5 protein-coding genes are annotated in these 5,894 nt (G+C 64.9%); 1 reads left to right on the top strand and 4 read right to left on the bottom strand.

Annotated elements, in window-relative coordinates; all coding sequences use genetic code 11:
* The first annotated feature begins 171 nt into the window (after positions 1–171).
* Positions 172–642, top strand: coding sequence for a DUF29 domain-containing protein (locus QZY48_RS22120; protein ID WP_295435211.1), 471 nt, complete (start codon positions 172–174; stop codon positions 640–642).
* Positions 643–959: 317 nt separating this feature from the next.
* Here the strand turns inward: QZY48_RS22120 and QZY48_RS22115 are convergent, their stop codons facing one another.
* The 4 genes from QZY48_RS22115 to QZY48_RS22100 all read right to left on the bottom strand — a co-directional run bounded on the left by QZY48_RS22115 (position 960) and on the right by QZY48_RS22100 (position 5,722).
* The gene (locus QZY48_RS22115; protein ID WP_295435209.1) at positions 960–2,126 is read right to left on the bottom strand and encodes a hypothetical protein; all 1,167 of its coding nucleotides are present in this window, start codon (positions 2,124–2,126) and stop codon (positions 960–962) included.
* A gap of 20 nt (positions 2,127–2,146) precedes the next feature.
* Positions 2,147–2,905 carry a hypothetical protein gene (locus tag QZY48_RS22110; RefSeq protein WP_295435207.1) on the bottom strand — a complete coding sequence of 253 codons (759 nt, stop codon included), beginning with the start codon at positions 2,903–2,905 and terminating at the stop codon, positions 2,147–2,149.
* Positions 2,902–3,111, bottom strand: a complete 210-nt coding sequence (locus QZY48_RS22105) for a hypothetical protein (RefSeq protein ID WP_295435205.1) — start codon at positions 3,109–3,111, stop codon at positions 2,902–2,904. Before QZY48_RS22105 ends, QZY48_RS22110 begins: the two co-directional genes overlap by 4 nt.
* A 130-nt stretch (positions 3,112–3,241) precedes the next feature.
* Positions 3,242–5,722 carry a mechanosensitive ion channel domain-containing protein gene (locus QZY48_RS22100; protein WP_295435203.1) on the bottom strand — a complete coding sequence of 827 codons (2,481 nt, stop codon included), beginning with the start codon at positions 5,720–5,722 and terminating at the stop codon, positions 3,242–3,244.
* Positions 5,723–5,894 lie beyond the last annotated feature (172 nt).

Below are 5,894 nucleotides of genomic sequence, written 5' to 3'. Positions count from 1 at the left end.
TGTCCGGGCGCTGAGCCCCGCCGGGCGCGCCGCACCCGGTGCGGCGCGACCCGGGTCGGCGATCCGGAGTCCAAGGCTTCAGCCTTGGGGCTCCCCCAGCCAAGGCTGAAGCCTTGGACTCCGGTTCCGGCGAGCTATCATGTAGGAAAACACTTGGCCGGCGTCGCGCTCATGAGTAACTTACAAAAGGCATTGCGGGCATCGCAGCCCACCTGCCGTGACTACGAGGCGGACCTCGTCGGCTGGGCGCTCGACAACGCCGCCCTGCTGCGTGCGGGCCGCCTGTCCGAAATCGACGCGGCGCACCTGGCCGAGGAGTTGGAAGATTTGGGAAAGAGTGAGCGCCGCTCCCTGGGCAGTCACCTCCGGGTCCTGGTGACCCATCTGCTCAAATGGCAGTACCAGCCTGGGCTCCGGGGGGCGAGTTGGCGTCTCTCGGTCCTCAACGCGCGGGCAGCCATCCGCGGCATCCTGGCGGACAGTCCCAGCCTGGTCCCCGAGGCGCCGCGTCAGTTGGAGGCCAATTATCATCTCGCCCGCGCCAACGCGATCGGTGAGACCGGCCTGGCGGAGGGGACCTTTCCCTCGACCTGCCCCTACAGTATTGAACAGGTTCTGTCCGACGGGTTCTGGCCGCAGTAGTTCGTGCGTGTTCGGAATTTCCGCCCGTGGGAGCAACATCCATGGTCAAGCTCCCGAAGCTGGATGCGGACATTTGCTTTCCCGCCCTGCTGGAAGGGTTCCTCGGGAGTCGGCAATAGATGGCGGCCCGGCTCGGTAAGCAGGGCGGCAGCGTCACCAGCACGGCCAAGACCGATGCGGCGCGCGCCAACGGCCGCCGTGACGGTCGGCCCAAGACGGTTTCAGTAACGTGACTCCGGGCGCTTCCCCCGACGGTGCGCCCGTTCAGACGTCACGGTGCCGCGTTACAAGGCGGCGCGGGACGCATTTGTCCCCGCCTATTTCATCAGCCACGCGGAAAGATAGTTGGCGATAATGGCGGTCAGAATCGCCACGACCATGCCGCCGATACCCAGCGTGACGTGGTTCCGCTTGGCCTGTAAGAACCTATCGCGGGCGGCCCTTGCTTCGTCGGTCAAGAGCAGAAAGCTGCGTTGCCGATGATACTGGAGCCATGACCAGAGTGATAGCCAAATAAGAGTCGCCGTCACAACTATTACTATAATAGTCTGAGTAACAATGTTGCGTGTCTCGCCGTCAGTTCTCTCCCGATCATTTTTTTCGTGCTCGCGTGCTGCCAGGTAATCTGTCAAGCCTTTGCGCAAGTCGATGCTCAGTGAGGGTTGCGCCGTGACGTCAGTGATGTACGCGTCCCTTTTTCCATCCATTAGACTCGATAATATAATAAGTTCTCTTTCGCTGAGTTGCCCCGAATAGAATAGCTTTTTCAGTGGCGATTCGGATTCCGAGGTCGTTTCGTACATGTGACTTGCCGGTTCTGATCCAGGCACATAATGACTTATGAATCCCAAGAGGATCAACGCCAGGCTAAACATCGCGACCATCATGAACTGGGCGCCAAAACCGGCGAGAAAGCGTATAGATGTCGCGTCGAAAAAGACGCGCCAGAACGAAATAAAGCGGGGAAGCCGACCAAGTTTCTTCCGAATCTGATTCGACAGGAGATTGAGGACTTCGATGCCCCAAACCGGATTGGAATGCTCGATGCTCAGTTGAACGCGTCCGTCGATGAAGCCCTTGGCGATCAGGAACGAGAGATTGATCTTCTGCGTTTCGATGGTCGGTGCGTCGGGAAAGCGAAAGACCAAATGCCAGGTCAGCGTGACCCCGGTCGGTACGACGTTCCGCGTCTCGTGAAATTTCTCCAGACTTTCAAAGGATGTGAGCGTGCGGGACGTGTCGTCGTCATAGTTGATCGCCGCCTGGAAGAACTCGAGGCGCGTATTGACTTCCTTGCTGATCTTGGCGTCCAGCAAGAGATAGAACTGTCGCAGGTCGTTCAGGTCGAGGATGAAGAAGGTTTCCTTACTGAAGGAAAGCCGTTCACGCTGACCCAGGAAATTCACGATGATGTCGGCAAGGACATCCCTGGGCAGTGCCAGGCTGAAGTCCCGATCGTCCCCTCGTTCGCTTAATTTCTGCATGTCATAGCCCCTTTCTGTTCTCAGGTTTGTGCATTGTCCGTTGGCCCATCGCCATTGAGGTTCCCGTAGCGGGCCAAAAACCGAGCAAACTGTTCACGCTGCAACCGGACCCGCTGCACTTGGCGGGGGTGGTTCTCGTGCTCGAAGGCCTCCACGCCAAAGGCCGCGGGCGGCGGCAGCGCGTCCAGCAAGTCGATCCCGTGATGGAAGAAGGTGCGCTTGCCCGCATCCGTCAGGGCGAGATCAAAGACCCGGTTGGCGATCTTGATCGCTTCGTGCGCTTTGCCTTCGGCGATCAGACGCAGCAGATAGCCATGACACACCCGGATTGCGGCCCGCAGTTGGTCGTAGCCGCGGGGGGTGCGCTTGCCGGGAATCAGCATGATGTTGGACAGGCGACTGGCCAGGCAGTCGAATGGATGCAGCACAAAGAATGAGTGCCCATTGGCCGTTGTCATCGGCACGCGGCGGCGCAGGATGTCCGTTTCGTTCAGCCCCGCCACGTAGGCCAGAAAGTCGGCCACGACCACGCCCGCGTCGTCGATGAGGATCGCCGTATTCGGCGTCGGGTCCTGGGCCTGCGGTATCCGGCAGCGGTAGTTGAGCGCATCCGCCAGGCCGAGTGCCTGCGAGGCATCGCCGAGAAAATCGATATCGACGGTCTCGGTGATGACCGGCAGTCCGAGTACAGTCTCCCACAGGGCAACGGCCTGCCCGCCGACCAGGGTCAGGTCCTCGCCCACGCAGTCCAGCCACTGAAGGACCCGCTCGATGTTCACAGTTCCTCCAGGAACGCGGCATAGTCATCCGGAGACCGATCCCCCACCCGCACCTCCAACCCCGCGAACACGCAACCGACCTCTGCGGACTTACGGGGTCGCGGCGGCGGTGCCAAGGGAGTGCCTGGCGGCGTGGCCGCGGCATTGCTTCGGTCCGTCGGCAGGGCCGGCTGCGCGTGATCTGGCGGGGGTGTGCTGATACTCATGGGCACATACTATACCGTCAGGTTTTCAGTCTTCGGTTTTTCGTTCCTGGTTACGCGATGTCGGCCAGGATCTTACGAAAAACCAGAAGGCCAAAACTCAACCCGGTTGGGTATAACGCCGAAGGCCGGATCAGGCACCTGGGGCGCCGGGCGCCGGCGCGGCGTTCTCGGAGGATAACAGTCGCACCTCCCGCTGCGGGAACGGAAAGCCCAGCCCGGCCGCATAGACGGCCTGGTAGACCGCCGCCGCGAGCGCGCTGCGGACCTCGGTCGTGTCATCGTAGTCGGTCCAGACGCGCAGCTCGAAATTGATCGAGCTGTCGCCGTAGCTCATGAAATAGCAGCGGGGCTGGGGTTCACGCAAGACCTTCGGGTGGGCCTGGGCGACCCCCTCCAGCAACTCGATCACTTGGCGAGGCTCACTGCCGACGGCGACGCTGACCGGGAGTTCGAGCCGCCGCTGCCGGTCGCTCAGGGTCCAGTTGGTCACCTGATTGGCAGTCAGTTGGGAATTGGGGATGATGACCTCGGCACCCTGCGGTGTGCGCACCAGGCTGGCGCGAATGCCGATCCGGCGCACCCGGCCCTGCAGTTCGCCGACCTGGACCGCATCCCCCACATGGATCGGCTGCTCGAACAGCAGGATGAGCCCGGAGGCGAAGTTCTGTACCACGTTCTGGAGGCCGAATCCGATGCCGACCCCCAGGGCGCCGGCGAAGACCGTGACCTGGGTCAGTGTGATGCCCAGGAATCCGAGCGCGATGAAGAAGGCCAGGATGGCGATGCCGTACTGGAGCAGGCTCGATGCGGCATAGGAGATACCGCTCGGGACACGGCTCCTGGGGTAGACCTCCTCCTGCAGGATGAAGCGCAGCCCGGCCGACACCAGGTGGGCGACCCAGAGGGTGACGGCGAAGGCCAGGACGTCCCCGGCGGAGGTGCTGAAGCCGCCGAGCGTCAGCCGGGCGGCGAGGCTGTACTGGACGGCCGCCGTGAAGGGCGCCCAGAGGCCGAGGTAGTCCAGATAGCGGTACCACCAACTCAGGATTGCGACCCAGATGAGCAACCGTTGGCCCCGCAGCAGCAGCCACTTGCGGTGATCGCGGACCATATTCAGGGACCGCAAGGGCCAGACCCGAAGCGCAAAGGCGAGGACCGCGGTCAGCACCCGGACCGCGGTATAGAACCACAGGACATAGACCCACCCCACCAGGACCGCCGGTGTGCTGAGGCGGGCGAGGCGCAGACTGCCGACCAGGCTGGCGGCGAGTCCGACCGCCAGCGTCACCAGGGCCGCGCCCGCCAGGAGGCGCCAGACCCAGCCCCTGCCCGGCTGCCCCCGTTCATCGGGCCCGGCCCGCTGCCTCAAGTGATAGAGCAGCCACAGGAGCGCGATCCCCCCGGCCAGGGACTCTATGAAGATGAGCGCCTGATCGACCAAGGGGGGGGCGCCGCCGAAGGCGTGCCGCACCCGGTCCAGGGCGAAGAGCAGGCCCAGGGTAAAGAGCGGCGGGCGCAGCGCCGCGTCGAGCAGGGGGCGGGCGAGCAGGATCAAGGGTGCCAGTGCCAGGGCCCCGAGCAGTTCCTTCACCTCCGCCGGGGCCGGTGACGCGAGGCTGGTCGCAAAGATGAGTGCCACCACCAAGGCGGCGGCTACGGGGCGGTCGAAGACGACGGTGATGCGCGCGATGTCCTCGCCCGCCGCCGCCCATTGCCGCAGTCGTCCCCGGGCCGCCCGCAGGGCGATCAGGGTGGCGAGAAAGATCGCGAGATGCAGCGGCATCCGGTTCGCGGGTTCGTGCAGGTACAGACCGATCTGGGCGCGCAGGGTGGCGGCGATCTGGTGGGCGCGCCCCGGGATGGCGGCCAGGCCCTGGGTCCAGAGCGCCGGGCTCCAGAGCGGGCGGCCGGTAAGGGCGAAGACCCCGCCCACGTTGCCCTCCTGGGCCTCCAGGATGCGCGTTCTGGCGGTCTCACAGCGGGCGACCTCGCGGGCGACTCCGGCCTGAAGGTCGAGTGCGTCGTCGCGCTGGGCGCGATAGAGCGGCTGTGCCGCCGCCAGCGTCGCGAGCGTGTCGTCGACCTGCGCCAGCACCGCGGCGGGGCTGGCGGCGGCCTGCGCCGCCTGTCGGGTCAGGGTCCAGGTCTCGTGCAGCCGTGCGAGACTGGTCGCCGCGTCCTGGAGCCTGGCGGCCCGCCCGGTGAGGGTGTCGAGCCACGCGGTGAGGGCGAGCTGACGGGCGCGCCAGCCTTCCTCCTGGGCCTGGAGCGTCTCCAGGGAGGGCTGTTCCCGCAGCAGGTCCAGGAGTTGCCCCTGGTCGGTTCCGAGCGCCGTGCCGACGCTGGGCAGGGTCGTGCGGATCGATTCGATCTCGGCGCCTGGGATCAGGTCCCCGGCCAGGTGGCGCAGGAGCTGCGCCACCGCGGTGGCGGATGGGGCGATCTGTTCGAGTGGGATCGGGGCCGGGGCCGGGATGGTCGCCGCGGGTGGCGCCGCGGCCGGCCCATCGGCGGCGCCCGCCAATGGTGCAGGCACCCACAGGACCAGCAGCAGCGCGGCGGCTGGCCCCAGGACGGCCGAACTGATTCCCGACTGGTGCTTGCTACTCATGTCCGTTGCGGACCGCTCTCTCAGACTTACACAAACCTACGCAGCAAGTTTGTCGCTGAGTTCCTGCTTCACAGGGGCCGGTTTCGTGCGCACCTTGCGGCCCGCACCAGCGCCTTCCCCTCCACAGGCAGACACCGCGGAACTCGCGGCGTAATTGGCGAGGTTAATCGCC

The sequence above is a fragment of the uncultured Thiodictyon sp. genome, assembly GCF_903828115.1.
Classification (GTDB): domain Bacteria; phylum Pseudomonadota; class Gammaproteobacteria; order Chromatiales; family Chromatiaceae; genus Thiodictyon.
The sequence above is the reverse complement of the archived record's forward strand: the minus strand, read 5'-3'. Positions and strand labels throughout refer to the sequence as shown.